Here is a 627-nt window from a genome sequence, read left to right on the forward strand (position 1 = left end):
GATACGATTACGCCGCTTGTATCGACGTTTGTCATACTTGATAGGCTTCTTACGGTTTTTGCGACCCGGGATGCACGGCTTTATCTCTTTGTCTTTTAACCGTTTTCTGAACCAGTCAGCATCATAGCCTCTATCGGCAAGAAGCCAGTCGACCTTCGGTAACGCCTCGATTAAGGCTGCAGCTCCGGTGTAGTCGCTGATTTGTCCCGCCGTGACGTGTAACCTGATGGGGCGCCCTTGGGCGTCAGTGACGGCATGCAACTTGGTATTCATGCCACCTTTTGTCCGGCCGATCAGTCGTCCATCGCCCCCTTTTTTAACCGTAGGCTTGAAGCCGTGCGGTGAGCTTTCAAATAGGTCGCATCCATCATGACAGTCTTTCCAACCGACGATTTGGAAGACAGACCTTCTAATATCTGAGCAAATATCCCCTTGTGACACCAACGGTTCCAACGATTATAGAGCGTTTTACAAGGCCCGTACTCCCGAGGGGCATCACACCACCGTAACCCATTGCGAAGAATGAAGATAATTCCACTCAAGACACGTCTGTCATCAACGCGTGGTCGTCCATGGCTCTTGGGAAAAAAGGGGCGAAGGCGTGACATCTGTCCTTCGCTCAGCCAG

1 pseudogene is annotated in these 627 nt (G+C 51.5%); it reads right to left on the bottom strand.

The features are described from left to right. Nucleotides 1–627: pseudogene (locus ABE527_RS21630) on the bottom strand (IS5 family transposase); the annotation flags it as partial.

It is taken from the genome of Brucella sp. TWI432 (genome assembly GCF_039674445.1).
GTDB lineage: Bacteria > Pseudomonadota > Alphaproteobacteria > Rhizobiales > Rhizobiaceae > Brucella > Brucella chromiisoli.